The organism is Streptomyces sp. 3211.6 (genome assembly GCF_003634815.1).
In the GTDB taxonomy this organism is placed as follows: Bacteria; Actinomycetota; Actinomycetes; order Streptomycetales; family Streptomycetaceae; genus Streptomyces; species Streptomyces katrae_A.
In genome coordinates this window covers 313,073-338,674 of the sequence record NZ_RBXC01000001.1, presented here as the reverse complement: position 1 = coordinate 338,674, position 25,602 = coordinate 313,073, and the positions used below count along the sequence as shown (strand labels likewise).

25 protein-coding genes and 1 pseudogene are annotated in these 25,602 nt (G+C 74.9%); 18 read left to right on the top strand and 8 right to left on the bottom strand.

What is annotated here, in order from left to right; genetic code table 11:
• The first annotated feature begins 78 nt into the window (after positions 1-78).
• Both BX286_RS01765 and BX286_RS01760 read left to right on the top strand, forming a co-directional pair.
• Positions 79-1,140 carry a glycine betaine/L-proline ABC transporter ATP-binding protein gene (locus BX286_RS01765; protein ID WP_100862122.1) on the top strand — a complete coding sequence of 354 codons (1,062 nt, stop codon included), beginning with the start codon at positions 79-81 and terminating at the stop codon, positions 1,138-1,140.
• On the top strand, positions 1,140-2,936 hold the full coding sequence (locus tag BX286_RS01760; RefSeq protein WP_079431251.1) for an ABC transporter permease/substrate binding protein: 1,797 nt from the start codon (positions 1,140-1,142) through the stop codon (positions 2,934-2,936). The genes BX286_RS01765 and BX286_RS01760 overlap by 1 nt, the downstream gene beginning before the upstream one ends.
• A 19-nt stretch (positions 2,937-2,955) precedes the next feature.
• Here the strand turns inward: BX286_RS01760 and BX286_RS01755 are convergent, their stop codons facing one another.
• A complete protein-coding gene (locus BX286_RS01755; RefSeq protein WP_121014387.1) occupies positions 2,956-3,450 on the bottom strand; it encodes a MarR family winged helix-turn-helix transcriptional regulator in 495 nt (164 codons plus the stop codon).
• Positions 3,451-3,471: 21 nt separating this feature from the next.
• On the opposite strand from BX286_RS01755, the gene BX286_RS01750 reads away from it, so the two are divergent.
• Entirely contained in the window at positions 3,472-4,533 is a 1,062-nt protein-coding gene (locus BX286_RS01750) for an alkene reductase (RefSeq protein ID WP_121014386.1), read from the top strand.
• A gap of 144 nt (positions 4,534-4,677) precedes the next feature.
• Entirely contained in the window at positions 4,678-5,292 is a 615-nt protein-coding gene (locus BX286_RS01745; RefSeq protein ID WP_079431253.1) for a GPP34 family phosphoprotein, read from the top strand.
• 106 nt (positions 5,293-5,398) lie between these two features.
• On the opposite strand, the gene BX286_RS38015 is transcribed toward BX286_RS01745, so the two are convergent.
• From BX286_RS38015 to BX286_RS38010, 3 genes and pseudogenes are all read right to left on the bottom strand, one after another.
• Complete coding sequence (locus BX286_RS38015) at positions 5,399-5,638, bottom strand: hypothetical protein (RefSeq protein WP_398898910.1); 240 nt, start codon at positions 5,636-5,638, stop codon at positions 5,399-5,401.
• Complete coding sequence (locus tag BX286_RS01740) at positions 5,614-5,925, bottom strand: response regulator (protein WP_398898063.1); 312 nt, start codon at positions 5,923-5,925, stop codon at positions 5,614-5,616. The genes BX286_RS38015 and BX286_RS01740 overlap by 25 nt, the downstream gene beginning before the upstream one ends.
• A gap of 262 nt (positions 5,926-6,187) precedes the next feature.
• Positions 6,188-6,526, bottom strand: a pseudogene (locus tag BX286_RS38010) (biotin/lipoyl-binding protein); the annotation flags it as partial.
• A 266-nt stretch (positions 6,527-6,792) separates the two neighbouring features.
• Here BX286_RS38010 and BX286_RS01730 point away from each other — a divergent pair.
• From BX286_RS01730 to BX286_RS01705, 6 genes are all read left to right on the top strand, one after another.
• The gene (locus BX286_RS01730) at positions 6,793-7,071 is read left to right on the top strand and encodes a hypothetical protein (protein WP_121014385.1); all 279 of its coding nucleotides are present in this window, start codon (positions 6,793-6,795) and stop codon (positions 7,069-7,071) included.
• Positions 7,072-7,409: 338 nt separating this feature from the next.
• On the top strand, positions 7,410-11,342 hold the full coding sequence (locus BX286_RS01725) for a Pls/PosA family non-ribosomal peptide synthetase (protein WP_121014384.1): 3,933 nt from the start codon (positions 7,410-7,412) through the stop codon (positions 11,340-11,342).
• 91 nt (positions 11,343-11,433) lie between these two features.
• Positions 11,434-12,084, top strand: a complete 651-nt coding sequence (locus tag BX286_RS01720; protein ID WP_121014383.1) for a class I SAM-dependent methyltransferase — start codon at positions 11,434-11,436, stop codon at positions 12,082-12,084.
• A 42-nt stretch (positions 12,085-12,126) separates the two neighbouring features.
• Positions 12,127-12,483, top strand: coding sequence for a hypothetical protein (locus tag BX286_RS01715; RefSeq protein ID WP_222842095.1), 357 nt, complete (start codon positions 12,127-12,129; stop codon positions 12,481-12,483).
• Between the two features lie 61 nt (positions 12,484-12,544).
• Positions 12,545-13,066, top strand: a complete 522-nt coding sequence (locus tag BX286_RS01710) for a GNAT family N-acetyltransferase (RefSeq protein ID WP_100862117.1) — start codon at positions 12,545-12,547, stop codon at positions 13,064-13,066.
• A gap of 144 nt (positions 13,067-13,210) precedes the next feature.
• Positions 13,211-13,399: a DUF6381 family protein gene (locus BX286_RS01705; protein ID WP_079431260.1), complete on the top strand. Its 189-nt coding sequence runs from the start codon at positions 13,211-13,213 to the stop codon at positions 13,397-13,399.
• A gap of 56 nt (positions 13,400-13,455) precedes the next feature.
• Here BX286_RS01705 and BX286_RS01700 read toward each other — a convergent pair whose 3' ends face one another.
• A complete protein-coding gene (locus BX286_RS01700; protein WP_121014382.1) occupies positions 13,456-14,646 on the bottom strand; it encodes a hypothetical protein in 1,191 nt (396 codons plus the stop codon).
• A 287-nt stretch (positions 14,647-14,933) separates the two neighbouring features.
• Here BX286_RS01700 and BX286_RS01695 point away from each other — a divergent pair, with 287 nt between their 5' ends.
• From BX286_RS01695 to BX286_RS01665, 7 genes are all read left to right on the top strand, one after another.
• Positions 14,934-15,557, top strand: coding sequence for a 2Fe-2S iron-sulfur cluster-binding protein (locus BX286_RS01695; protein ID WP_121014381.1), 624 nt, complete (start codon positions 14,934-14,936; stop codon positions 15,555-15,557).
• Positions 15,554-16,570, top strand: coding sequence for a xanthine dehydrogenase family protein subunit M (locus BX286_RS01690; RefSeq protein ID WP_079431263.1), 1,017 nt, complete (start codon positions 15,554-15,556; stop codon positions 16,568-16,570). Before BX286_RS01695 ends, BX286_RS01690 begins: the two co-directional genes overlap by 4 nt.
• 29 nt (positions 16,571-16,599) lie before the next feature.
• The gene (locus BX286_RS01685) at positions 16,600-18,759 is read left to right on the top strand and encodes a xanthine dehydrogenase family protein molybdopterin-binding subunit (protein WP_121014380.1); all 2,160 of its coding nucleotides are present in this window, start codon (positions 16,600-16,602) and stop codon (positions 18,757-18,759) included.
• Positions 18,760-18,827: 68 nt separating this feature from the next.
• The gene (locus BX286_RS01680; protein WP_079431265.1) at positions 18,828-19,196 is read left to right on the top strand and encodes a PRC-barrel domain-containing protein; all 369 of its coding nucleotides are present in this window, start codon (positions 18,828-18,830) and stop codon (positions 19,194-19,196) included.
• A gap of 220 nt (positions 19,197-19,416) precedes the next feature.
• On the top strand, positions 19,417-19,824 hold the full coding sequence (locus BX286_RS01675) for a VOC family protein (protein ID WP_079431266.1): 408 nt from the start codon (positions 19,417-19,419) through the stop codon (positions 19,822-19,824).
• Between the two features lie 103 nt (positions 19,825-19,927).
• Entirely contained in the window at positions 19,928-20,365 is a 438-nt protein-coding gene (locus BX286_RS01670) for a VOC family protein (RefSeq protein WP_079432158.1), read from the top strand.
• Positions 20,366-20,472: 107 nt separating this feature from the next.
• Complete coding sequence (locus BX286_RS01665) at positions 20,473-21,813, top strand: hypothetical protein (RefSeq protein WP_121014379.1); 1,341 nt, start codon at positions 20,473-20,475, stop codon at positions 21,811-21,813.
• Between the two features lie 2 nt (positions 21,814-21,815).
• On the opposite strand, the gene BX286_RS01660 is transcribed toward BX286_RS01665, so the two are convergent.
• On the bottom strand, positions 21,816-23,234 hold the full coding sequence (locus BX286_RS01660) for a cellulase family glycosylhydrolase (RefSeq protein WP_121014378.1): 1,419 nt from the start codon (positions 23,232-23,234) through the stop codon (positions 21,816-21,818).
• 309 nt (positions 23,235-23,543) lie between these two features.
• On the opposite strand from BX286_RS01660, the gene BX286_RS01655 reads away from it, so the two are divergent.
• Positions 23,544-24,431, top strand: a complete 888-nt coding sequence (locus tag BX286_RS01655) for an endonuclease/exonuclease/phosphatase family protein (protein ID WP_261993606.1) — start codon at positions 23,544-23,546, stop codon at positions 24,429-24,431.
• 204 nt (positions 24,432-24,635) lie between these two features.
• Here BX286_RS01655 and BX286_RS01650 read toward each other — a convergent pair whose 3' ends face one another.
• Complete coding sequence (locus tag BX286_RS01650) at positions 24,636-25,007, bottom strand: hypothetical protein (protein WP_261993299.1); 372 nt, start codon at positions 25,005-25,007, stop codon at positions 24,636-24,638.
• A 197-nt stretch (positions 25,008-25,204) separates the two neighbouring features.
• Positions 25,205-25,507 (bottom strand): hypothetical protein, encoded by a 303-nt coding sequence (locus BX286_RS01645; RefSeq protein ID WP_079431269.1) that lies wholly within the window; start codon positions 25,505-25,507, stop codon positions 25,205-25,207.
• Positions 25,508-25,602: the final 95 nt, after the last annotated feature.

The following is a 25,602-nucleotide window of genomic DNA, read 5'->3' as shown; positions in this document are numbered from 1 at the left end:
CCCCGCTCCACGGCGCCGCCGCCCCCCGGTCCTCCCGGGAGGCGGCGCGCCGTTTCAGGTACGACCCGTGAGGTGTATGTGTCCACGCTCCAGGCCGAGCACGTCTACAAGGTGTTCGCAAGGAACCCCGGCCACGCCGCGGCCGCGGTCCGCGCGCTCGAAGAAGGCGCCGACCGCGAGGGGCTGCGCGCCGACGGCACGACGGCCGCTGTGATCGATGTCTCGTTCAGAGTGGAACCGGGACAGATCTTCGTCGTCATGGGCCTGTCGGGATCCGGCAAGTCCACCCTGCTGCGCATGCTCAACGGGCTCCTCGAGCCCACCTCCGGACGCGTCCTCTTCGACGGCGAGGACCTCACCGCCCTCGACCCGCGCGAGCTGCGCCGCGTCCGTTCCACCAGGATCAGCATGGTCTTCCAGCACTTCGCGCTGTTCCCGCACCGCAACGTCCTGGAGAACGCCGGCTACGGACTGGAGGTCCAGGGCGTCCCCCGGGCCGAGCGCGAGCGCAGGGCCGCGGAGGCCCTGGAGCTGTGCGGGCTCGGCGGCTGGGAGAAGTCCTGGCCCGACGAGCTGTCCGGCGGCATGCAGCAGCGCGTGGGCCTGGCCCGCGCCCTGGCCACCGAAGCCGACCTCCTCCTCATGGACGAGTCCTTCAGCGCCCTCGACCCGCTGATCCGCCGCGACATGCAGGACCAGCTCCTCGAACTCCAGCGCACCCTGAAGAAGACCATCGTCTTCATCACCCACGACCTCAACGAGGCCATGCGGCTGGGTGACGGCATCGCCGTCATGCGGGGCGGCCGGGTCGTCCAGCAGGGCACCGCCGAGGACATCCTCACCCGTCCCGCCGACGACTACGTCGCCTCCTTCGTCCAGGACGTCGACCGCTCGCGCGTGCTGACGGCCGACGCCGTCATGGCGCCGGCCCCCACCGGCGCCGACCGGTGCGGCTGCCCCACGGTCAGCGCCGACACCCCGCTCGCCGACGTCTGCGCCGTCAGCGTCCGCGTCCCGCACCCGGTCGCCGTCACCGCGGCGGACGGCACCGTCGTCGGCGCCGTCCCGCAGGGCCGCCTCGTGCGCTTCATCGGCGACGAGCAACGGCCCGCGCTCCGCTGCACGGAGGTGGCCGCCTGATGCCCCGCCTGCACCTCGGAGACTGGGCCGACAGCGGCGTCGGCTTCCTCCAGCGCCACCTGTCCTGGCTGTTCGACGCCATCGGCTCGCTCGTCACCACCCTCGACGACGGCATCGACGCACTGCTGTCGGCGCCCGCCCCGCTGCTGTTCGCCGGGATCCTGGCCATCGCCGCCTGGTGGCTGCGCGGCCTCCTCGCCGGACTGCTCGCCTTCGCGGGCCTCGCGCTCGTCGACTCCCTCGGCCTGTGGTCCGAGGCCATGTCCACCCTGTCCCTGGTCCTGGTCGCGACCCTCGTCACCCTGGTGATCGCCGTCCCGCTCGGCATCCTGGCCGCGCGCTCCGACCGGACCAGCGCGGTCCTGCGCCCCGTGCTGGACTTCATGCAGACCATGCCCGCCATGGTCTACCTGATCCCCGGCATCATCTTCTTCGGCGTGGGCGTCGTCCCCGGCATCATCGCCACCATCGTCTTCTCGCTGCCGCCCGGCGTGCGGATGACCGAGCTCGGCATCCGCCAGGTCGACGGCGAACTCGTCGAAGCCGCCGAGGCCTTCGGCACCGCGCCCCGCGACGTCCTGCTCCGCCTCCAGCTGCCGCTGGCCCTGCCGACGATCATGGCCGGGGTCAACCAGGTCATCATGCTGGGCCTGTCCATGGTCGTCATCGCCGGCATGGTGGGCGGCGGCGGACTGGGCGGCGCCGTCTACCGGGCCATCGGCAACGTCGACATCGGTCTCGGCTTCGAAGCCGGCCTCTCCATCGTGATCCTGGCCATGTACCTCGACCGGATGACCGGCGCCCTGGGCCGCCAGGTCTCCCCGCTCGGCCGGCGCGCCCTGGCCGGGGCCCGCTCGGCCGCCGGCGGCGCGGCCCGGCTGTGGAGCCACCGCCCCCAGCCCGTCCACGCCGTCGCCGGGGTCCTCGTCCTCGCCCTGACCGCCGGCGCCCTGGGCGCCTTCGCCGGATCGGACCAGGGGGAGGGCGGCCCGGCGGGCGCCGCCGACACCGGCAGGGGCCGCACCCTTTCCCTCGGCTACATCCCCTGGGACGAGGGCATCGCCTCCACCTTCCTCTGGAAGGAACTCCTGGAACGGCGCGGCTTCAAGGTCGACGCCCGCCAGCTGGAGGCCGGAGCGCTCTACACCGGCCTCGCCGGCGGGGGCATCGACTTCCAGACCGACTCCTGGCTGCCCGTCACCCACGCCCAGTACTGGAAGAAGTACGGGAACCGGCTGGAGGACCTGGGCTCCTGGTACGGCCCGACCTCGCTGGAGCTGTCCGTCCCCTCCTACGTGAAGGACGTGCGCTCGCTGGCCGACCTCAAGGGCAAGTCCGGCCGCTTCAAGGGCCGGATCATCGGCATCGAGCCGAGCGCCGGCGAGATGTCGCTCCTCAAGGAGAAGGTGCTGGGGGAGTACGGCCTGGAGGGCGAGTACCAGGTCGTCGACGGCTCGACGCCCGGCATGCTCGCCGAGCTGAAGCGCGCCTACGAGAAGAAGGAGCCCGTCGCCGTCGCGCTGTGGTCCCCGCACTGGGCGTACTCCTCCTACGCGCTGACCAAGCTCGAGGACCCCAAGGGTGCCTGGGGCCAGGGCGACGGCATCCACACCCTCGCCCGCAAGGGCTTCGCGGCGGACGAGCCCGAAGTGGCGCGCTGGCTGCGCGACTTCAAGCTCACCGAGGAGCAGCTGACCGGGCTGGAGGCGAAGATCCAGCAGACCGGCAAGGGCAAGGAGCAGCAGGCGGTCCGCGCCTGGCTGAAGGAGAACCCGGACGCCGTGAAGCTCTCCTGACAGCGGCGGCCCGGCAGCCTCAGCGGCCGCCGCCCCCGGTCCCGCACTGCGGGTCGGCGGCCGCCGGGGCGCACAGCGTCGCCTCCACCTTCCGCAGCAGCCGCAGCAGCTCCTCGCCCTCCGCGCCGTCCAGTGCGGCCAGGGTCTGACGCTCCAGCTCGGCCCAGGCCTCCCGGACCTCCCGGAGCAGCCCGCAGCTGGCCTCCGTGGCCTCGACCAGGGAGGCCCGGCGGTCGGCCGGGTCGGGGCCGCGGCGGACGTGCCCCGCCTGTTCGAGGCGCTGGAGCATCTTCGTCACGATGGACGGATCCAGGCCGACGCTCTTGATCAGCTCCGACTGGCGCACGGGCCCGTTGTCCCACAGGTGCATCATCAGGAACTCCTGCCCCGGGTGCAGGCCCAGGTCCCGCAGCAGCCGCCCCGCGGCGATGCGGTGCAGCCGGGCCACCCGGCTCAGGGCATGGCTGACCGGCCCGTCCAGGACCGCGCCCGGCGGCCCCGGACAGGGCGCCACGGCGCCGCAGGGCTAGGGCACATGACCAGCGCATTCGAACCGATCACCGTCGGCGGCACCCAGCTCGCCAACCGCATCGCGATGGCTCCGATGACCCGCAGCCGTGCGGCAACGGGCGGAGTGCCGACGGTGCTGACGGCCGAGTACTACGCCCAGCGCGCCTCGGCCGGGCTCGTGATCACCGAGGGCATCCAGCCCTCGGTCGTGGGCCAGGGGTACCCCTTCACCCCGGGGCTGCACAGCACCGAGCAGGTCGCCGCCTGGCGCCGGGTCACCGACGCCGTGCACGCCGCCGGCGGCCGCATCTTCGCGCAGCTCATGCACACCGGCCGGATCGGCCACCCGTCCCTGCTCCCGGAGGGCCTGGTACCGGTCGGCGCCTCTCCCGTCGCGGCCAGGGGCCAGGTCTTCACCGCCGACGGCCCCCAGGACTTCGTCACCCCGCGCGAACTGACGGCCGCCGAGGTCCGCCAGACCGTCGCCGACTACGCCGCCGCCGCCCGCAACGCCGTCGACGCCGGCTTCGACGGCGTCGAGCTCCACTGCGCCAACGGCTACCTGATCCACCAGTTCCTGGCCCCCGGCAGCAACCGGCGCACCGACGAGTGGGGCGGCACCCCGGAAAACCGCATCCGCTTCGCCGTCGAGGCCGTCAAGGCCGTGGCCGCCGAGATCGGCCCCGAGCGCACCGCCCTGCGCGTCTCGCCCGGGAACCCGTTCAACGACATCGACGAGCCCGACCCGCGGCCGGCGTACGAGGCGCTGGTCAAGGAGCTCGACGGGCTGGGCCTGGCGTACCTGCACATCATGGAGCCCGCCGGCACCCGCGAGACCACCCTCGCCCTGCGCGAGCAGTTCTCCGGCCGGCTGGTTCTCAACCCGGCCACCGAGGGCCCCACCGACCACCGCGCCCTCGCCCTGATCGACCAGGGCGTCGCCGACGTCATCGCCTTCGGCGGCCTCTTCATCGCCAACCCCGACCTGCCGGCCCGGCTGCGCACGGAAGGCCCGTACAACACCCCGGACGCGGCCACCTTCTACGGCGGCGACGCCCGGGGCTACACCGACTACCCGGCGCTGTAGGCCGCCGGCCGCGCAAGGGTCACCCGCGCACCCCCGGCGGCCCGGCCGCAGCGGACCGGTCCAGCGCCCCGGAACGGAGCGTTCCTCGCGCCCGGGGCCGTCGGCTGGGCCTACCATCGTCGGTGTCTGCGAGGGGAGCCGTACATGAGTACCGCGAAGGACCTGTTCGTCATCGCCATGGACCCGGAGGCGGAGCGGCCCGTGGGGCAGGGCGACCTCTCGCTCGCCCTCGCGGGAGCGGAGCTGATCGATCTGATCGCGGCCCGGACCGTCACCCTGGACGGCGACCGCATCGTGCCGGCCGGCACCGGGGAGGCTCCCGCCGACCGCCTGCTGGCCGAGGCGGCGTCGGCCCTCACCCGGGAGACCCCCTACGAACGGGTCGAGGACTGGCTGTGGCGGCGGGGCCGGGACCTCGCCACCGCCTACCTGGCCTCCCTGGAGGCGGAGGGGCAGATCGTCCGCACCCGCGGCGGCCGCTCGCCGTTCGGGGCCGACCGGGTGGAGCCGGCCGACACCCCCGACCGCCGGCGTGCCCTCGACCGCCGTGAGCGGGACGAACCCGTGCTCGCCGTCCTCGCCTCGGCCGTGGGCCTGGACGACACGGGGCCCGGAGACGGGCCCGATCCGGACCCCGGCGACGAAGAGGCCGGCACCGTCCTGGCCGCCGTCGGCGACGCGGTGATGGAACTGGAGGCCGTTCGCCAGCGGCGGTCCATCGAGAACGCGGCCTTCGCCAACATCTGGCGGGCACCCTGACCCGTGCGGCCCGGCCCGCACGGGTCAGGGCGTGAACCGGGCTAGGGCCTGTCGCCCGTTCGGTGGGGACGTGGGCGGACCCCGGATCCGGCGGCCGGTGCCGCGCTCAGCGGGCGCAGGGGCGCAGTCGGACCCGGAACAACGCCCCCCGGCCCGGCGCCGTCCGCAGTTCGTGGTGCCCCACCGGGTCCAGTTCGAGGTCGCCCGCCCGCAGCCGGCCGTCCCCGCCCGGGGCGCCGGTGCGGCGCAGGATCGCGCGGATCCGGGCGATCAGCTCCTCCAGGCTGAACGGCTTGGTGACGTAGTCGTCGCCCCCGGCCGTCAGCCCGCTGATCTTGTCGTCCACCCCGTCCTTCGCCGTGAGGAACAGCACGGGCAGGTGTCGGCGCCCGGCCGGGTGCCGGCGGCCTCGCGCAGCCGCCGCACCACGGCGAAACCGCTGATGTCGGGCAGCATCACGTCGAGCAGCACCAGGCCGGGGCGTTCCCCGGAGACCGCGGCGAGGGCGTCGGCACCGGTGGCCGCCGAGGTCACCTTGAAGCCGGCGAAGCGCAGGGAGGCCGACAGCAGCTCCCGGATGTTCGGCTCGTCGTCGACGACGAGCAGGCTCGCCTCGGGCACGGCCGTGTCCATGCGGTCCTCCCTCTCGGCTCAGCCCCGGCCACCGCCGGCGAAGCCTCCCGCGCCGCCCTGCGCGACGGTGGCCGCGGCGACGTCCCCGGAGGCGCCCCGGGTGCCGCGGCTGGGCGTTGGCCTGGGCCACCTGCGCCGGATCCACGGTGGGCGCGGCCGCCGGCGCGGAGCCGCCGCGCGCGGACGAGCCGCTGCCCGACGTGGCCGGGGCCTGCCCGGCCTCCGCCTTGGTGACGTTCGCCTGCGCCGCGGTCAGCGCGGCCTCGGCCTGGGCCAGGGTCTCCTTGGCGGCGGTCGCGTCGACCTTCCCCAGCACCTGTCCCGCGGTGACCTTGTCGCCCGCCTTGACGGCCACCTCGGTGAGCCGGCCGCCGGTGGCGAAGTTCACCCCGGCGTCGTTGGGCGAACTCAGGGAACCCGAACCGGAGACGGTCGCGAGGACGGTCGCCTTGGTGACCGTGGCGGTCCGCGCACCGCCGCGAGCGGGAGCGCCGGCACCACTGGTCACCGCCGCGCAGGCGCCGCCGACGCCCGCGAGGACGGCCACTGCGAGCGTCGAGTTGATGAGGACGGCCCTGCGCCGCCGGGGGAGCACCTTCATGGAGGGGATGCTGGCCGCCGGCACTTTGGAGGTCCTGGGAACTTCCTGGGAGTTCCCTGGGAGCCGCAGGCCCGGACGAATGCAACGTACGGCAACGAACAGGGCGTAACGCTCGCCCGTCGGGCCGCCACGGCCCCCGAACCCCCGCCCGTTCCCAGACAACTCCCAGGCGACGCCCGGCCCGCTCCCACGTCCGTACGGTTCAGTCCCGGTCGCCGGTGTGCACGGGCCGCCGGTGAAACCGAGGCCCCGAGGAGACCACGGACATGCCCTGGACCACCACCGGCCCCGCGTCCCGGGCGGCCCTGACCGCCGTACTCCTCGCGGCGTCCGGGCTGCTGCTCGCGGGCTGCGCCTCCGGCTCCGGCGGCGCCGCCGGCACGGCGCCCTCGCCGGGCGCCACCTCGCCGGACGCCTACCGCCAGTGCCTGGCCCGGCACGGCGTCACCCCGGCCCACCGCCCGAGCGGTTCGCGCGGCCCCGGAGGCGGCCCGGACGGCTGGGGACAGGGAACCCGCGGCCCCGGCCGCGGCCCGTCCGCCTGACAGCCAGCCCCACCGCCGACCGCCGACCGCCCCCCGTTCCGCCCGGGCGGTCGAACGGGGGATGCCGGAACCGAACACCGGGCCATGAGCCGGCCAAATCCTGATCAAGGGGAGGCGGCCGGACCGGCCCTGACACGCGGGCGACGGCCACACGGTCCCGTGCGCGGCGGGCGACTTGACCAGGCCATGGGAGGAGCCGGGACCTGTTCGATCGCTCAGGACAGCGACCCGCGACGGGTGAACCGCGGGCGGCTCGGCGGTATCTGTGCAGGCGTGCGGCTACTGTTCCCCGGAGCGGCGGACCGCACACCCCAGCACGTGAAACCGAGGCCTTGCCGATGTCAACCCTCCCCTCCGGCCACCACCTCCCCCCGGTCCCGAACCCGCGCAGCCGCCCCCGCGACGCCGCCGTACTCCGCGGCGCCCCGGCCCACCCGCCGCGCACCCTCCTCGACGTCTTCGACGCCACCGCCGCCGCACACCCGAGCTCCCCCGCCCTGGACACCGGGGACCGGGTCCTCGACTACCGCGGCCTCGCCGCCGAGGCGCAGGCCCTGGCGGCGCTGCTCCGCCGGGCCGGGGCGGGCCCCGGCGACCGGATCGGCGTACGCGTCCCCTCGGGCACGGCGGAGCTGTACGTGGCGGTGCTCGCGGTCCTGCGCTGCGGCGCGGCCTACGTACCCGTGGACGCCGACGACCCCGAGGAGCGGGCCGCAACGGTCTTCCGCGAGGCGGGCGTCTGCCTGGTCCTGGGGGAGGGGGCCGCCATCGCACCCGGCGCGGTCCCGCCCCTCGGGCGCGGCCCGGGAACCGCGCCGCGCCCCGTCCTGCCGGGCGACGACGCCTGGATCATCTTCACCTCCGGATCCACGGGCCTCCCCAAGGGGGTGGCGGTCCGTCACCGCAGCGCCGCCGCCTTCGTCGACGCCGAAGCCGGGCTGTTCCTGGCCGACCGGCCGCTCGGACCGGGGGACCGCGTCCTCGCGGGACTCTCCGTGGCCTTCGACGCCTCCTGCGAGGAGATGTGGCTGGCCTGGCGGCACGGCGCCTGCCTGGTCCCCGCGCCCCGCTCGCTCGTCCGGGCCGGGCACGAACTCGGACCCTGGCTGGCCGAGCGGGGTGTCACCGCCGTCTCCACGGTGCCCACCCTGGCCGCGCTCTGGCCGCCCGGCTCCCTGGACCGGGTCCGGCTGCTGATCGTGGGCGGCGAGGCGTGCCCGGCGGAGCTCGTGGACCGCTTCGCCGTGGCGGGCCGCGAGATGTGGAACACCTACGGCCCCACCGAGACCACCGTCGTGGCCTGCGCCGCCCGCCTGCGCCCCGGCGAACCCGTACGGATCGGGCTGCCGCTCGACGGCTGGGACCTGGCCGTCGTGGACGAGGCGGGCGAGCCGCTGCCCTACGGGGAGGTCGGCGAACTGGCGGTCGCCGGCGCCGGCCTGGCCCGCTACCTCGACCCCGCCAAGGACCGCGAGCGCTACCGGCCCTGCCCGGCCCTGGGCACCGACCGCGCCTACCGCACCGGCGACCTCGTACGGGCCGACCCGCAGGGCCTGGTGTTCGCAGGCCGTGCCGACGACCAGGTCAAGATCGGCGGCCGGAGGGTGGAGCCCGGCGAGATCGACGCCGCGCTGAGCGCGCTGACCGGCGTGCGCGCGGCCGCCTCGGCGCTGCGCGAGACCCCGGCGGGCGGGCGGATCCTCGTCGGCTACGTGGTGCCCGGCCCGGACTACGTCCGCGACAGCGCCCGCGAGGAGCTCGCCCGGCTCCTGCCGGCCGCCCTCGTCCCGCTCCTCGCCGAAGTGCCGGAGCTGCCCACCCGCACCTCCGGCAAGGTGGACCGGGACGCCCTGCCCTGGCCGCTGCCCGCCGACCCGGCACCCCCGGCCCGGCTGACCCCGGCCGAGGCCCGGCTGGCGGCCCTGTGGGAGGACCAGCTCGGCGTCCGCCCGGGCCCCGGCGACGACTTCTTCACCCTCGGCGGCACCAGCCTGGGCGCGGCCCGGCTCGCCTCCGCGCTGCGCCCCGACCACCCCGGCATCTCGGTGGCCGACCTCTACCGGCGGCCGGTCCTGCGGGACATGGCGGCCCACGCCGGCACCCTCGTCGCGGGCCGGGACCCGCGGCCCCCGGTCCGTCCCGTCCCGCGCCGGGCCGGCCTGGTCCAGTTCCTCACGCAGACGGCGGCCTACACCGTCACCGGCCTGCGCGGGGTGGTCGTCCTGGCCGGCCTCGACAACGTCCTCGGCCTGCTCACCCCGCACGTGTGGACCCCGTACACCCCCTGGTGGCTCGTACTGACGGGCTGGCTCGTGCTCTTCGCCGCCCCCTCCCGGTTCGCCCTGGGCACCCTCGCCGCACGGCTGCTGACCCGGGGCGTGCGCCCGGGCGTGCATCCGCGCGGCGGCCGCACCCACCTGAGGCTCTGGGCGGCCGAACGGGCCGTCGCCGTCTTCGGGGTCTCCGCGCTGCTCGGCACCCCGTGGGCCGCCCGGTACGCCCGCGCCCTCGGCTGCGCCACCGGACCGGGAGCAGCCCTGCACGCGATGCCGCCGGTGACCGGGCTCGCCGAGTTCGGAGCCGGCTGCGCGGTGGAGCCGGAGGCCGACGTCCGCGGGTGGTGGCTGGACGGGGACCGGCTGGTGGTCGGGACCGTCCGGATCGGGGCCGGCGCACGGGTCGGCCACCGCGCGGTGGTGATGCCCGGCGCGGAGCTCGGCGAGGGCGCCGAACTCGCCGCGGGAGCCTGCCTCGACGGCCGGATCCCGCCGGGCGAGACCTGGCACGGCTCCCCGGCCGGGCTCCGGACCGGAGCCGGGGCCGGCCGGGACCCCCTCCGCACGGCGGCCCGGCCGCGGGGGCGGCGCCGCTGGCGGGCCGCCTACGCGCTCTCACTGCTCCTGCTGCCCCTGCTGCCGGCCGTCGCGGCGCTGCCGGTGCTCCTCGCCACCTACCAGCTCGTCAAGGACCGCACCACGCTCGGCGAGGTCGCCGGGCGCCTGGTCCTCGCCGCTGCGCCCTCCGTCCTCGTGGCCACGCTCTGCTGGATCGCCCTGGTCGCGCTGGTGGTCCGTCTCCTGGGCCGCCGTATCACCCCCGGCAGCCACCCCGCCGACGGCGGCGTGGCCTGGCGGGCATGGCTGGTCCACCGGCTCCTCGACGGCTGCCGCAGCAGCCTGTTCCCTCTCTACGCGAGCCTCGCCACCCCGCTGTGGCTGCGCCTGCTGGGCGCCCGGGTCGGCCGCAACACCGAGATCTCCACCGTCCTCCCGCTGCCCTCGCTGCTGCGCGTCGACGACGGGGCCTTCCTCGCCGACGACACCCTCGCCGCCCCCTACGAACTCCGGGACGGCCGGATGCACCTGGGCGCGGCGCGGATCGGCCGCCGGGCCTTCGTCGGCAACTCCGCCATCGTGGGCCCCGGCCGGCACGTCCCCGACGGCGCCCTGGTCGGCGTCCTCTCCGACGCCCCGGCCGACCCCGCCCCCGGCAGCTCCTGGCTGGGCCGGCCCGCCCTCGAACTGCCGCGCACCGCCCCGGCCGTCGACGCGAGCCGCACCTTCGCCCCGCCCCGGCGCCTGGTCGTCGCCCGGGCCGCCGTCGAACTGTGCCGGCTGGTGCCGCTGGTCTGCGGACTGCTGCTGGCCGAGGGCGTGTTCCTCGGGGAGCAGGACGCCCTGCTGGCCGGCGGGCCGCTGTGGGCGGCGGCGGCCGCGGTACCGCTGCTGCTGGCCGCCGGGGTGGCCGCCGCGCTGACGACGACCGCCGCCAAGTGGCTGCTGGTCGGCCGGTTCCGGGTGGCCGAACACCCGCTGTGGACCCCGTTCGTCTGGCGCAACGAGCTGTACGACACCTTCGTCGAATCCCTCGCCGTGCCCTGGCTGGCCGGCCCCTTCACCGGTACGCCGGTGCTGAACTGGTGGCTGCGCACCCTCGGGGCGCGGATCGGCCGCGGCGTGTGGTGCGACACGCACTGGCTCCCGGAGACCGATCTGGTCACCCTGGGGGACGGGGCCACGGTCAACCGGGGCTGCGTCCTGCAGACCCACCTCTTCCACGACCGCATCATGCGCATGGACACCGTACGACTGGACGCGGGAGCATCGCTCGGCCCGCACAGCGTCGTGCTCCCCGGCAGCACCGTCGGCGCCCACACCTCCGTGGGCCCCGCCTCCCTGGTGATGCGGGGCGAGACCCTCCCGGCGGGCACCGCCTGGGCGGGCAACCCGGTCGCGGGCTCCGCGTCCGCGACGCGTACGGCCGGGGCGTGACCGGCGGCGCGCCCGGCGCCGCCGCGGGCGCCGCCGCGGGCGCGGCACCGGGCGCGGCAGCACCGTGACAGCGGCTGCTAGCTTCTCCTCCGTGCCGCAACACCAGGACGAGACCAGGGCCGCCTACGACGGGGTCGTCGAGCTCTACGCCTCGATGTTCGCCGACCGACGCCTGGAGACCCAGCCCTTCGCCCGGGCCGTGATCGCCACCTTCGCCGAGCTGGTGCGCGCGACGGGGAACCTGCGGACGGCCGACGTCGGTTGCGGGCCCGGCCACCTGACGGCCATGCTGCACGACCTGGGCGTGGACGCCTTCGGCCTCGACCTCTCCCCGGGCATGGTCGACCACGCCCGGCGGACCCATCCGGCACTGCGCTTCGAGGAATCCCGGATGGAAGCGCTCCCGGTCGAGGACGGGGCCCTGGGCGGTGTACTGGCCCACTACTCGATGATCCACACCCCGCCGGAGGAACTGCCCGCCCTCCTCGCCGAACAGGCGCGCGTCCTGGCACCCGGGGGCCTGTTCCTGGTCTCGTTCTTCGGGACCGGCGGCCCGGACCCGGTCCGCTTCGACCACAAGGTGACCCCGGCCTACAGCTGGCCCGCGGACCGCCTGGCCGACCTGCTGGCTGGGGCCGGCCTCACCGTCTTCGCCCGGCTGCTCCACGACCCGGCCTCCGAGCGCGGCTTCCTCGACGCCCACCTGCTGGCCCGCCGGCGGGAATTGTCAGACAGGCCCTAAGCCGGCCCGGTGATCGAGGACGGAGCGACGGACCGGGGCAGCGTGACGACGGTACGACGGGTCGGCGAGACGATACGCCGCCCCGCCGGCCCGTGGACGCCCGCGGTGCAGGCCCTCCTCGCCCACCTGGAGTCGGCGGGCTTCACCCGGGCCCCGCGCGCCCCCGGCACCGACGGCGGCGACGGCGAAACCCTGTGCACCGCCTACGGCGCACACCCGGAGGCGGTCCTGGACGCCCTGGACGCCCTCCGGTCCCGCGAGGCGGCGCGCACCGAACGCCTCGGCGGCCTGGGCCAGGAGGCGTGGGCGACGTTCCCGGCCCGCGGCGACGCGGCCGAAACGACCGCGGAACGCTCCTGGCTCCGAGCGCACCGCGCCCTCCTCCTCGCGGCCCGGTAATCCCCGTGCGGTCCGGCCGTCCCGCGTGATACTCCTCGCTTCCATGGACGAACTTGCTTCCATGGACGAACTCGTGACGGCGCGGCTCGTGCTGCACCCGATGACCGTGGCCGAGGCCGAGCGGGTCGTGGCGGGTTCGCCCGGCGGCGGTGCCCGATGGGCGGCGGGGTACCCGACCGACGGGGACGTGCTCGCCGCCCGGCGCTTCCTGAGGACCTGCGCCGACACCGGCGATCCGGGGCCCTTCGGCAACTACGAGATCCGCCTGCGCCCGGACGGCCGGGCGATCGGCGGCGTGGGCTTCCACGGACCCGCGGACGCGGAGGGCACCGTCACCATCGGCTACGGCCTCGTCCCGTCGGCGCGCGGCAGCGGATACGCCTCGGAAGCCCTCCGCGCGCTGCTGCGACTGGCCCGGTCCCGGGGCATCACCCGCGTGAAGGGCGATGCCGACCACGACAACCTCGCCTCCCACCACGTCATGACGGCGGCCGGCATGCGGCCGGCCGGGCAGGACGAGCGCGTCACGTACTTCGAAACCGCCTGGACCCCTGCCCCGACGCCCCCACCGGCCCGCCGATGACCCGCACCCCGCCACGGGAGGGCGTCCCGCGCCCCCGGCTGTTCCGGTGAAGACCACGAACGCCACGGCAGAGGTCCCGAGAAGGGGCCGCCCCGGGTGGTTCAGTGAAGGCCCGCCCAGACCCGACCCGTACCGGAGGAGACCATGAGCAGCGAGAGCCGGCCCGACGAACAGGTCCGGCACATCCGGGAGAAGGCCGAGGAGCTCGAACGGGCGGCCCAGCGCTCCACGGACCCCGACGAACGCCGGCGGCTGACCGACAAGGCCCTGCACATCCGCCAGAAGCTCGAGGAGCTGCACGGCCCGGAGAGCGCCACCATGGACCCCATGTAGCGGCACGTCATGTAGCGGCACGTCGGGCGAGGTCTGCGGAGTCGCGCGGGCGCCCCTTACCCGGCGGCGTCGGTGACGACCGCGCGGAAGGCCTCGGCCGCCCGGCGTGCGACCGTTTCGGCGTACGGCACGTAGACGGCCGGATCCGCGTGGTCGGCCAGGGGCAGGCGCACCGCTACCTCGGACGTGTGGGAGGTGTGGTGGGCGAGCCGGTCGGGGACCAGGGCCCGCGCGAACCGGTCGGACTCCCAGTCCCGCCACTTGTACAGGGTCGCCATCCCGTTCGCGACGCTCTCGCTGGACACGAGCGACAGACCGTAGGCCGGCCCCGGCACCAGCAGCATCCGGGCCGGATGGAAGTCGTTGTCGCGCCACTGCCCCGCGTACAGGTGTCCCGTCGGCATCCCCGGCGGCGTCCTGAGCCACGTGGGCTCGGGCAGGCCGGACCAGTCGAAGTGCACCCACCATCCGTGGCGCGTCTCGTGCGGCCTGTCCTTGACGGCACTGATGCCGGGCCGGCCGGCGGCCTCCAGGGCCGCCCCCGCCGCGGTGATCGCCTCGACCACCGTCCGTACGGCTTCCTCCCGCGCCCGCCCGTTGCGGACCGAGGCGTGGACGCGCCGCCACCAGGCGTCGACGTCACCGACCGTCTCCCGCAGCTCCGCCGGCCACGCCGGAGGCGTCTCGCCCCTCACCGCCAGCTCACGCGGAGTGCTCCCGCCCGGGAGCGGCCGGTCCGCGGCCGCCTGGCGCCACTCCCACTCCTCGAACCGCGCCCGGGCCTCCTCCAGCCGCCGTTGCTGCTCCCGGTAGGCGCGCCGGCCCGCCTCGGCGCGCTGGGCCTCCTGTTCGGCGATGCGCCGCTCCACGGCCTCGCGCACCGGCCGGTAGGCGGCGGCCGCCGGCCCCATCCGGTCCAGGAACGCCTCCTCGGCCCTCCCGTAGGCCGCCTGCGCCCACCGCCGGCCCACCAGCCGCCTGCGCCACGGCCGGACCCGGTCCTCGACCCGCTCCAGTTCCTCCACGGCGGGAAGGAGCTCACGCAGGTAGACGAGAGCGGCCGCATTCCACGCGGCCAGCTCCCGCGGGTCGCCGTCCACCCGCACTCCGGTGCGCGACAGGCGTGAGGTGCCGAGCCCGTCCAGGACGGGCGGCTCGGTCCCGCCGGCCTCCTCGGGGAACCAGTACGCGACGGCGAGACCGGCTCGGGCGGCGGTTCGGTTCAGCCAGGATATTTTCAGGGCCATGGCCCGAGGATGCCCACGAGCACCGCTCCCAAGACCCGGGCGGGGACACGGCCGGCCGTGGTGATGCAAGGAGCCCCGCCGCGCTCTGCACGTACGCGGTGGCGGCGGCATCCCCCGGGACGGCCCCGCCACCCCCCGGACGGCCCTCGAAGGGCCGCCCGCCGTCGGCCGTACGGGGGAGGCCCGCGCAGACCGCCGGGGGCGCGGGCCGTGCGCGGGCCCGCGAGGGGCCAGGCTGGACGGCGGGACGGAGGTTCCTCCCCCAACGGACGACAAGGGAGCTCGCCGTGGCCCACGCAACCGACCCGCCCGCACCCCAGCCCGCGCACGGCACCCCGGACGACGCCGCCCCCGGTGGGACACGCTCCCGCGTGAGCCTGCGCGTCAACGGTGTCCGCCGCGACCTCGACCTGGACCACCGCGTCACCCTCCTCGACGCCCTGCGCGAGCACCTGGACCTGACCGGCTCCAAGAAGGGGTGCGACCACGGGCAGTGCGGCGCCTGCACCGTCCTCGTGGACGGCCGGCGCGCCAACAGCTGCCTGCTGCTCGCCGTCACCCTCGACAGCTGCGCCATCACCACCGTGGAAGGCCTCGCCGCACCGGACGGATCCCTCCACCCGCTCCAGCGCGCCTTCATCGAACACGACGCGTTCCAGTGCGGCTACTGCACCCCCGGCCAGCTCTGCTCCGCCGTCGGCGCGCTCCGCGAAGCCGCAGCGGGACACCCCTCGCTGGTCACCGCCCCCGCTCCACAGGCAGGGCCCGTCGCACTGACCGCGCCGGAGCTCAGGGAACGGCTCAGCGGGAACCTCTGCCGCTGCGGCGCCTACCCGGCGATCGTGCGCGCCGTGGCCGAAGCGGGCGCCGACGCCGCGGCCACCAGGACCGGCGCGGAGGCGATCGTATGAAGCCCTTCGCCTACGTGCGCGCCACCAGCCTCCGAGAGGCCGCCGAAGCCCACGCCGCGCACCCCGGCTCCCGCTACCTCGGCGGCGGCACCAACCTCGTGGACCTGATGAAACTGGGCGTCGAGACCCCCACCGCCCTCATCGACATCTCCCGCCTCCCCCTGGACGACATCACCGAGCTCCCGGACGGTGCCCTGCGCGTCGGCGCCACGGTCCGCGGCAGCGACCTCGCCGCCGACCCACGGGTGCGCGCCCGCTACCCGGTGCTCGCCCAGGCACTCCTCGCCGGCGCCTCCGGCCAGCTGCGCAACGTCGCCACCACCGGCGGCAACCTGCTCCAGCGCACCCGCTGCGCCTACTTCCAGGACCCCTCCAAGCCGTGCAACAAGCGCGAACCCGGCAGCGGCTGCGGAGCCCGCGACGCAATCCACCGCGACCACGCGGTACTCGGGCACTCCGCACACTGCATCGCCACCCACCCCTCCGACATGGCCGTGGCCCTCGCCGCCCTGGACGCCCAAGTCGAGCTGTACGGCGGACCGGACACCACCCGCACCGTCCCAGCCGCCGAACTCCACCGGCTGCCCGCCGACCACCCCGAACAGGACACCGTCGTCCGCCCCGGCGAGATCGTCACGGGCGTCCTCCTGCCCGCCCCGGCGCCCGGCACCCGCTCGCTCTACCGCAAGGCCCGCGACCGCGCCTCGTACGCCTTCGCCCTCGCCTCCGTCGCCGTCGTCCTCGACCTCGATCCCGGCGACGGCCGCGTCCGCCGGTGCGCCCTGGCCTTCGGCGGCCTCGCCCCCCGGCCCTGGCGGGCCACCACCACCGAGGACCTGCTGACCGGAGCCGCGCCGCACCCCGCCACCGTCCGCGCGGCCGTCGACGCGGAACTCGGCCGGGCGCAGCCACTGCGCGACAACGCGTACAAGATCCCCCTCGCCCGCAACCTCGCCTGCGACACCATCGCCACCCTCGCCGGTACGCGCCCCGGTCCCCCCGCCACCGCGTGAGCGGAGCCACCGACCAGGACAGGAACACCATGAGCCCCACCTCCGCCACCCTCGACACCGCCGCCCGGACCTCCCTGGGCGCCCCCGTCCCGCGGCGCGAAGCCCACGACAAGGTGACCGGCAGCGCCCGCTACGCCGCCGAGCAGAACCTGCCCCGGCGGGCCTACGGCTGGCCGGTGCCCGCGACCATCGCCCGCGGCCGGATCACCTCCGTCGACACCGCCGCCGCCCTCGCCCTGCCAGGGGTACTGGGCGTCCTCACCCCCTACGACGCCCCGCGCCTGGGCCCCTCCGACGACCCCACCCTCCAGGTGCTCCAGGACCTGCGGGTACCGCACCGCGGCTGGCACGTGGCGCTCGCCGTCGCCGACACCCTGGAGGGGGCCCGGGCCGCAGCCGACGCGGTGCGCGTCGGCTACGAGACGGAGCCGCACGACGTCACCCTGCGCGAGGGACACCCGGGCCTGTACACCCCCGAGGAAGTCAACGGCGGCTACCCCGCCCACCGCGAACACGGCGACCCCGACGCGGCGTTCGCCGCCGCCCCGGTACGCGTCGACGTCCGCTACTCGGTGCCGCCCCTGCACAACCACGCCATGGAACCGCACGCCGCCACCGCGGACTGGGACGCCGCCCGCGGCCACCTCACCGTGCACGACTCCTGCCAGGGCACCACCGTGGTGCGCGCCGTCCTGGCCGGACTGTTCCGGCTTCCGCAGGAGCGGGTCACCGTCCTCGCCGAGCACGTCGGCGGCGGATTCGGCTCCAAGGGCACACCGCGCCCCCACCTCGTCCTCGCCGTCATGGCCAGCCGGCACTGCGGACGCCCCGTCACCGTGGCCCTGCCCCGGCAGCACATGGCCGCGATCGTCGGACACCGTGCCCCCACCCTGCACCGCGTCCGCCTCGGCGCCCGCCCCGACGGCGCCCTCACCTCCCTCACCCACGAGGTCACCACCCACACCTCACAGGTGCGCGAGTTCGTCGAGCAGGCCGCCGTACCCGCCCGGGTGATGTACGCGGTCCAGGACAGCCGCACCACCCACCGTGTCACGGCCCTCGACGTGCCCACCCCCTCCTGGATGCGCGCCCCCGGCGAGACCCCCGGCATGTACGCCCTGGAGTCGGCCATGGACGAGCTCGCCGACGCCCTCGGCATGGACCCCGTCGAGCTCCGGGTGCGCAACGACGCGGCCACCGAACCCGACAGCGGCCACCCCTTCAGCAGCCGCCACCTCGTGGAGTGCCTGCGCGAGGGCGCGACGCGCTTCGGCTGGCCCGGCCGCCGGCCGCCCCGGCGGGAGGGGCCGCTGCTCGTCGGGAGCGGCATGGCCGCGGCCACCTATCCCGTGTACATCGCCCCGGCCGGCGCCCGGGCCCACGCCCGGCCCGACGGGACCTACCTGGTCGAGGTCAACGCCACCGACATCGGCACCGGCGCCCGCACGGTCCTGTCCCAGATCGCCGCCGACGCCCTGGGCGTCCCGCTCGACGCCGTCGCACTGTCCCTCGGCAACAGCGCGCTGCCCGCCGGCCCCGTCGCCGGCGGCTCCGCCGGGACGGCGTCCTGGGGCTGGGCGGTGCACGACGCCTGCACCGCCCTGACCGACCGGCTGGCCCGCCACCACGGCCCGCTGCCCGGCACGGGGCTCTCCGCGTCCGCCGACACCACCCAGTCGGCGAAGCAGAAGTCCCCTTACGCGCGGCACGCGTTCGGGGCCCACTTCGCCGAGGTCCAGGTGGACACGGTCACCGGCGAGGCACGCGTCCGCCGGCTGCTGGGCGTCTTCGCCGCCGGCCGCATCCTCAACCCGCGCACGGCCCGCTCGCAGTTCATCGGGGGCATGGTGATGGGACTGGGCATGGCCCTGACCGAACACGGCACCCTGGACCCGGCGTTCGGCGACTTCGCGGAACGCGACCTGGCCGCCTACCACGTACCGGTCAACGCCGACGTCCCCGCCATCGAGGCCCACTGGATCGAAGAACACGACAAGCACCTCAACCCGATGGGCAGCAAGGGCATCGGCGAGATCGGCATCGTCGGCGCCGCCGCGGCCATCGGCAACGCCGTGAGCCAGGCCACCGGCCGCCGCCTGCGCCAGCTGCCCCTGACCCCGGACCGGATCCTGACCGCCCTGACCGGCCCGGACACCCCCGACGATACCGGGCGTCCCGGGCCCGTGTGAGATCCGGCGGACGGGGCAGCCGGGAAAGGAGACAGGTCAGCAACCAACCACCCGAAAGGACACCCCTCATGACCGAGAACTTCTGGAACTACGGCGAATCCGCGGGCCGGCCGCACGGCATGGACCTCCGCGGGTTCAAGGTCGAGGCCGTCGACGGGAGCATCGGCAAGGTCGACAAGCACTCGGACGAGGCAGGTTCCGCCTGGATCGTGGTCGACACCGGCGTGTGGATCTTCGGCAGGGAAGTCCTCCTGCCGGCCGGCACCATCTCGCGCATCGACGTGGACGAGGAGAAGATCTACGTGGACCGCACCAAGGAGCAGATCAAGAACGCCCCCGAGTTCCACCGCGAGAAGCACCTCGGCAACACCGACTACCACGACGAACTGGCCGCCTACTACCTCCCGGGCGCTCCCTTCGGAGGCCGCCCCCTCTGAACCGGCAGCCGTAGGGCCCACCGCGGCCGCCGACCCTGACGGCCCCGGACACGGCCCCGGACACGGCCCCGGCCCCGGACACGGCCCCGGACACGGCCCCGGCCCCGGACACGGCCCCGGACACGGCCCCGGCTCCCCGGCAGACACCGGGGAGCCGGGCGCGTGCGAACCCGGGCAGCACGTCACGTATACGAACGGCCGCACCGGGCACACGGGGTTCATGACGGTACCCAAGACAAGCGTTCTCGTACTGGACTGCGCGGAGCCCGAAGCCCTGGCCCGCTTCTACGCCGCCCTGCTGGGCGCCCGGACCGCCCCGGCCGAGGGCGAACCCGGCCTCCTCCTCGTGGCCGGCCCCGCGGGCGCGGTGCTCGGGATCCGCCGTGACCCCGACCGCGTACCGCCCAGCTGGCCGCTCCCCGACGGCCCCGAGCAGCCCCACCTGCGGATACTCGTCACGCCGGAAACGCTCGACGAGGCGGAGCGCGAAGCCGTGGCCCTGGGAGCGCGTCCCGTGTCGGCGGAGGGCAACGACCACGCCGCCGGCAGCAGGACGACGCAGCGCCGCTACGCCGACCCGGCGGGCCACGCCTTCGTCCTGGCGGCCGCCCGCATCCCGACACCCTGAACCGGCCGCGGACCGCGCTCCGTTCCGTTCCGTGCGGACACGCTCCGGATGCCGATGGCCGGGGGACGGCCGAGGCCCACCCCGGCTCGGTAGCATGCGCCGCATGCCCATCACACTCGAGAACGTCGGCATCGCCGTCCGCGACCTGGAAGCAGCCATCGCGTTCTTCACCGACCTCGGCCTGACGGTCATCGGCCGTGACACCGTCAGCGGCGAGTGGACCGACACCGCCGTCGGCCTCGACGGCAACCACGCCAAGATCGCGATGCTCCAGACACCGGACGGCCAAGGCCGCCTCGAACTCTTCGAGTACATCCACCCCGAAGCGATCGAGACGCAGCCGACGCGCCCCAACGAGATCGGCATGCACCGCGTCGCCTTCTCGGTCGACGACATCGACCAGGCCCTGGAGACCGCGGCACGGCACGGATGCCACCCGCTTCGCGGCGTGGCGACCTACGAGGACGTCTACAAGCTCACCTACGTCCGCGGCCCCAGCGGCATCATCGTGATGCTCGCCCAGGAGCTGAAGAAGGACTGACCGGCACCCGGACACGACCTGCTCCACCACGGGCCGCACAACAGGTTGCCCGGACGGCCGGGTGCCAGCGATCATCCAGGGGATTCGCCCCCGATCCCCGGAGACACATGAGCAGCGAACTGTCCAAGGCCTGGGAACTCTTCGCATCCGGCGACCCCCAGGAGTCGATGCGGACCCTGCGGCTCGCCGCCGAAGAGATCGCGTCCGCAGAGATCGCCCCGCTGGTGGCCAAGCTGGCCGAAGGCGCCGGATTCACGGACCTCGCCGAGGCCTCGGCAGACCTGGCGGCACGCCCCGCGGAGGCCGAGGGCCTGTACCGGTTCGGCTACGCGTGCGTCGAGCGCGGGCTCCCCGCCCTGGCCGCCCCCGCGCTGCGGCAGGCACTGCGCCTGACCTTGGCGCAGCCGGCCGCGCCGGAGCGCACCGGGGGACTCTTCCGCCGCTGGTCCAAGGCCCGGACCGATGCGCGGCTCGCGCCCCGGCGGGTGCTCCTCGAACTGGTGACGTCACTGGAGCAGCTCGAGCGCCACTCCGACGCCCTGGCACTCCTGCGGGAACACGACTCCCTCATGGAGGACTGGCCTGACCGCTACCTGACGGTCTACAACGCGCTGATGGCCGGGCACATCGACACGGCCCGGCAGGTGTTCGACGGCCTGTCGGAGCCCGAGGGCGTCTGGGCCGGTCCGGGCCGACGCGTCGGGCGGATGCTCGACCGGGCCGCGGCCCTGACGCCGAAGGGCTCCCAGGACCTGCGCGGCTGGCACTACGTGCTGACCGGCGGGCTGCTCCTGACCCTCTCCCCGCACGGTTACGACCAGGGCATGACCGGCCGCTGGGCCTACCTCCGGGACGACTTCGACTCCTGCCGGCACGGCCTGGAGCGGCTGCGGACGGTCCTGGACGCCACCGGCCGCAAGCCCGCCTCCGTCGGCCTGCTGCCGGACCGCGGCAGCCGGGCGCTCGGCCTGGCGGCGGCCCGGCTGCTCGGTGTCCCGGCCTCCCCCTACCGGCCCGGCACCCCGGACGTGCTGGTGGTCGCGTACGACCTGACCGCGTGCGACCCCGACACGGTGGCCGCGCTGACCGAGCGGGCGCCGGGCGAGCTGCTCTTCGAGCACGCCACCTGCTGGACCGAGACGCCCGGGGCGACGGCCGACGTCTGCACCCTGCTGGTGCAGAGCGTGACCGCTCCGTGGGAGCCCGGCCTGCGGCTCTCCGAGGACGGCCGGCCCGGGCAAGGGGAGCCCGACGGCCGGCCGGCGGAGGAACTGGCCGAGGCGATCCTGGCGGCGGACCCCGCCCCGCCGGAGGGCGACGGGCAGACCCCCGAGGACCCGGACGCCGCCCTGGCCGCGTTCGCGACCCGCGCGGCGGGGCTGTGGGCGGACGGCCCGCGCGAGCGGATCCGTTCCTCGGGCCCGGTGAGCAGCGGCCGCTTCGCCTGACGCTACTTCGGCCTGACCGTGACCTTGTAGGTGGTTCCGGCCTTGCCGTGGGCGTCCACCGTGACGGTCTGGCCGTGGCCGTTCCACCTGGCCTTGCCGCCCTCGACCGTGATGCGGAATCCGGCGGGGTAGGTGTCCTCGGGCACGCTGATCAGGGTGGGCCCCTGGGCGTTGTCACGGGTGCGGAAGGTGAGCGCGTACGTACGCGTGGCGGGGTCGTAGGCGAAGCCGAGCGGGTCACCGGCGACGGCCGGCGCGTAGGGCTGGACGAGGAGCCGCGCGTTGGGCTTCGCCGATCCCGTCTGGTCGAGGAAGCAGTAGCCGCCGCCCCGGCACCACTGCCACCACGTCCAGCCGCTGGAGAAGCGGTCCAGGGACGCCGTCATGTCGGTGACGAACCGGGCGGCGTGCGGAACGTAGGGGTTGCCGCCCCACTCGCCGACGATCACCGGCATGCGGTTGCGGGCCGGATAGTCGCCGATCGCGGCCTCGTAGGCGGGGATGAAGGTGCCGTCGGGATCGTAGTCGCCGCCGGTTTCCATCGCGGTCTCGTAGAAGTGCGGCGCGTACCCGGCGTGCGGGTCGTCGATGCGTCCCAACCGGGTGGGCACGCCGAGACCGACGATGACGGTGGGCTCGACGAACACCCACGACGTGCGGTCGGCCAGGCGGACCGCCCGCGCGAGGCGGTTCCACATCTCGGTGAGCTCGCCGGCCTCGAAACGGCCCGCGGCGGCGGGGAGGTCTTCGCCCTCCAGGAACTTCGCGAACGGCTCGTTCATCAGGTCGTATCCGAGCAGCGCCGGGTGCCCGCCCAGGGCGGAGGCGACCGTCATCCACATCCGGGCGTGCGCGGCGCGCAGGTCGGCGTCCTTGTAGAGGTGGTCGAAGGAGGCCTGCACGGACGGCTCGAAGTACTCGGAGAACCAGTCCTCGGGTACCGGCGTGAACGGCAGTCCGTCGTCGCGGGTGGCCCAGTCGGGAACGCCACGGGAGCCGAAGTGCGGCCCGTACACGTCCTGGTGGGCATCGAGGATGACCTTGACGTGGTAGCGGTCGGCCCAGTCGAGGATCCGCCGCATCTTGCTCAGGTAGCCGCGGTCGTAGTGCCCGGGGGCGGGCTCGAGGTCGTCCCAGAAGAACGCCAGGCGCGCCAGGTTGAAGCCCCGGGCGGCCATGTCCCTGAGGTCGCTCTCGTGGATGTCGGCGAACGCGTCGGCGCCTCGGCCGCTCTTGTCGGCGAGGTTGAAGCCGCGCCACTGCAGCGCACGGCCCTGACCGTCGGCGATGAAGGTACGGTCACCGACCGTGACGCGGTCGGGGGCGCGCGCCGGCCGGGCCTCGGCCCGCACGGGGAGGACACCGAGCAGCAGGGCCGCCGCGGCGAGGGCGACGGGGGCGAAGCGGGAGGTCCGGCGCATGCAGGAGACCCTTTCGAGGGGGGCTTCTCGGACGGAGTGCCACTGGCCGGTCGGATGTTACTGATGAGTGCTTCAAGTTCCCATCGTTTCGCATGAGTTGGCGAGAGTCCGCCGCTGCCACGACCGTTGCCCGGGCCTCCGGCTCGGCGAGCGGCAGCTCGGGCGTCGGCCACGTGTGCGGTTGGTGAACGTCGACGAGGCCGGGTGGTGCGCGAAGGCGCGTCCGCCTTCGCCGTCCGCGGCGCGATGCATGACTGATCCGATCGCCGCGACAGCACCTCGATCGTGCGTCGAGGACGCCGTGTGATCATGTGGTTCCACTCCGGGGAGGCGGCGATGGTGCGGGAAAGGGGCGCGCGGTGGGCCGCGGGCGTGATGGCCGCGGTCTGCATGCTGCTGCTCCTGGGCCCCAGTGCCGCGCCGAGCAGCGGGGCCTCCCTGGCCGGCCGGCTGCCGTTCGACGCCCCCGGGGAGGCCGTACCGGAACGGGTCGCCACGTGGAACATCTGCAATCCGTGCGGCGGGAGCGGACGGAACTTCGGCCGGGCGACGGAGATCGCCACCTCCGCCCCGCAGGTCATCGGCCTGCAAGAGGCGTGCGTACGAGACGTCGAGGAGATCCGCACCTACCTCAAGGAGGTCTACGGGCTGGTCTACCACGTCGAGTACGGAACGGTCCTGCGGAACTGGAACCGCTGCGGGGGCCTGCCCTGGCGGCCGGGCGGCTTCGGCCAGGCGATCCTGTCCGCGGCGCCGATGACGGACCGGGAGAGCGTCCCCTACCCCGACGGCGGCTCCGAGAACCGCGGCTACCTGGCCGTCACCACACTGGTGGCCGGCCGGCCCGTCCGCGTCTTCAACACCCACCTCGCCGAGCGCCGGCAGGGAGGGGTACGGGCGGGCCAGGTGAGGGTGCTCGCCGCGGAAGTCGCCCGCCACGACCGCGCGATCGTCCTCGGCGACTTCAACGCGGTCCCGACCGCGCCCGAACTCGCCCCGATGTGGCCCCTCGCCGCGGACACCGACCCCGCCTGCCGCCCCGAGCCGACGGCCGGCGCCCCCTGTACGCCGACCACCGACTGGAACCTCAAGTTCGACTACGTCTTCCTCCGCGGCCCCACCCCGCACACCCACCGCGTCCGCCCCAGCCCCTACTCGGACCACCACGTCCTGCACACCGACCTGAACCGCAGCTGATCCGTGGCCGCGAACCCGGTCGGCCCTTGGCCCTCCGGCGGCTTCTACCGGCCCTTCGGCGTGGGCGCACCACCTGCACCTGCGGGCATCCGAGACCCAGACCATCGGATGGGGTCTCACGGTTCCGGGCCGGCCACCGTCGACGGCTTGTTCACCCTGCTCCTCCGCGGCACCACCGACACCCTCACCGACCCGGACCAGCACTCACCGGGCGCCGCCGCAGACCCCGAAGACACGGGAGACCCACTGATCCATCCGGGCCTCGAAGTCCACCGCCGAGGTGATGTCCGAGGCCGGGAGGGGACCCCAGTCGTCGAGGCCGTCGAAGAAGTCCACATCGGCCCACCCGCCCCGGAACAGCACGACCGACAGCTCGGCCTCTCCCGGCCCGACCATGGCCACGCCCACCGAGTCGGGATCGCGGACCCGGGCCCTGTCGGTCTCCAGGGGCTGGGGCCAGACGGCCTCGGCATCCCTCCAGGTCACCGGCCCCACCTCGAGACCGGCCGACCGCCAGCCCACCGCCCGTCCGGCCAGAACCACGGCCGCCTCGTCAAGATCAACAATTCTGTCCATGAGGAGATCATCCCTCCAGGAAGAAGGCTTCCCATCGGGATTTTCAGGGGATGCAGGTTCCCGGGCGTTCGCGGAATCCACCGGAATAGGCGCCTCCCACTAGGTACTGGCACACATGCCCTGAGGACGGTCAACGGCGCTGGCGGGGCGCGTGACCGGGGACAGCTCGCCGAATGCTGCTCCGCCGCCGGGCCGGGTCAGCGGTGGCGCGCGGTCAGCTGGCCCTGGGCGTAGGGGTCGGCTTCGGGGGTGTACGGCCCGCCGTGACCGGCGAGGAGTCCGGTGATCCGGTGCCACTCCGCCAGAGCCGCCCGCAGGGGCGCATCGGCCTCGGCCGCGCTGTCGAAGGCGGCCTGGACACGCTCCAGCGCGGCCGCCGCCTGATGGTGGGTCATGCCGACGGCCTCCCTCCGTACCCGGTCGCGGGCCGCGACCTCGCCCGGAGACGGCTCGTGCGGCTCGAGTTCCGCCTCGACCACGGCCTCTGTTTCGTCGGACATGAAACCCCCTCTTCCGATTCCCGTGGCCGCTCCTGCCCCGAGGGCGGCCCGGCAACCACCCCGGACAGCACCCGAGGAGCGAGCGGCGCGCCGTG

What these genes read in the sequence shown, in the direction of transcription:
- BX286_RS01665 (WP_121014379.1), top strand. Translation starts at nt 20,473, where the DNA reads ATGAGCAGCGAACTGTCCAAGGCCTGGGAACTCTTCGCATCCGGCGAC.
- BX286_RS01655 (WP_261993606.1), top strand. Translation starts at nt 23,544, where the DNA reads ATGTGGTTCCACTCCGGGGAGGCGGCGATGGTGCGGGAAAGGGGCGCG.
- BX286_RS01680 (WP_079431265.1), top strand. Translation starts at nt 18,828, where the DNA reads ATGACCGAGAACTTCTGGAACTACGGCGAATCCGCGGGCCGGCCGCAC.
- BX286_RS01700 (WP_121014382.1), bottom strand. Translation starts at nt 14,646, where the DNA reads ATGGCCCTGAAAATATCCTGGCTGAACCGAACCGCCGCCCGAGCCGGT.
- BX286_RS01725 (WP_121014384.1), top strand. Translation starts at nt 7,410, where the DNA reads ATGTCAACCCTCCCCTCCGGCCACCACCTCCCCCCGGTCCCGAACCCG.
- BX286_RS01670 (WP_079432158.1), top strand. Translation starts at nt 19,928, where the DNA reads ATGCCCATCACACTCGAGAACGTCGGCATCGCCGTCCGCGACCTGGAA.
- BX286_RS01750 (WP_121014386.1), top strand. Translation starts at nt 3,472, where the DNA reads ATGACCAGCGCATTCGAACCGATCACCGTCGGCGGCACCCAGCTCGCC.
- BX286_RS01660 (WP_121014378.1), bottom strand. Translation starts at nt 23,234, where the DNA reads ATGCGCCGGACCTCCCGCTTCGCCCCCGTCGCCCTCGCCGCGGCGGCC.
- BX286_RS01705 (WP_079431260.1), top strand. Translation starts at nt 13,211, where the DNA reads ATGAGCAGCGAGAGCCGGCCCGACGAACAGGTCCGGCACATCCGGGAG.
- BX286_RS01730 (WP_121014385.1), top strand. Translation starts at nt 6,793, where the DNA reads ATGCCCTGGACCACCACCGGCCCCGCGTCCCGGGCGGCCCTGACCGCC.
- BX286_RS01685 (WP_121014380.1), top strand. Translation starts at nt 16,600, where the DNA reads ATGAGCCCCACCTCCGCCACCCTCGACACCGCCGCCCGGACCTCCCTG.
- BX286_RS01650 (WP_261993299.1), bottom strand. Translation starts at nt 25,007, where the DNA reads ATGGACAGAATTGTTGATCTTGACGAGGCGGCCGTGGTTCTGGCCGGA.
- BX286_RS01710 (WP_100862117.1), top strand. Translation starts at nt 12,545, where the DNA reads ATGGACGAACTCGTGACGGCGCGGCTCGTGCTGCACCCGATGACCGTG.
- BX286_RS01645 (WP_079431269.1), bottom strand. Translation starts at nt 25,507, where the DNA reads ATGTCCGACGAAACAGAGGCCGTGGTCGAGGCGGAACTCGAGCCGCAC.
- BX286_RS01760 (WP_079431251.1), top strand. Translation starts at nt 1,140, where the DNA reads ATGCCCCGCCTGCACCTCGGAGACTGGGCCGACAGCGGCGTCGGCTTC.
- BX286_RS01690 (WP_079431263.1), top strand. Translation starts at nt 15,554, where the DNA reads ATGAAGCCCTTCGCCTACGTGCGCGCCACCAGCCTCCGAGAGGCCGCC.
- BX286_RS01740 (WP_398898063.1), bottom strand. Translation starts at nt 5,925, where the DNA reads ATGGACACGGCCGTGCCCGAGGCGAGCCTGCTCGTCGTCGACGACGAG.
- BX286_RS01745 (WP_079431253.1), top strand. Translation starts at nt 4,678, where the DNA reads ATGAGTACCGCGAAGGACCTGTTCGTCATCGCCATGGACCCGGAGGCG.
- BX286_RS01675 (WP_079431266.1), top strand. Translation starts at nt 19,417, where the DNA reads ATGACGGTACCCAAGACAAGCGTTCTCGTACTGGACTGCGCGGAGCCC.